We start from the raw sequence: 211 nt of genomic DNA, 5'->3' as shown, positions 1-211 counted from the left end.
ACCTCGAACTCTGGGGCGTGCACCCCGAGCGCATCGTCGAACTCGACTGGTACGGCGAGACGACCGTCAAGGGCGCGCGCGTCACCATGACGCCTTCGCAGCATTTCTCCGGGCGCACGCTCACCCGCAACAAGACGCTTTGGGGCGGCTTCATGGTGGAGGTGGCGGGCAGGCGACTCTGGATTTCCGGGGACGGCGGCGACGGCCCGCA

1 protein-coding gene is annotated in these 211 nt (G+C 68.2%); it reads left to right on the top strand.

All coding sequences use genetic code 11. The features are described from left to right. Positions 1–211, top strand: a 211-nt coding sequence (locus HMPREF9440_RS11595; RefSeq protein WP_245523613.1) for an MBL fold metallo-hydrolase, incomplete at both ends; no start/stop codon positions are given.

Source organism: Sutterella parvirubra YIT 11816 (assembly GCF_000250875.1).
Classification (GTDB): domain Bacteria; phylum Pseudomonadota; class Gammaproteobacteria; order Burkholderiales; family Burkholderiaceae_F; genus Sutterella; species Sutterella parvirubra.
Note: the sequence above shows the minus strand (reverse complement) of the source record. Positions and strands in the feature narration are given on the sequence as shown.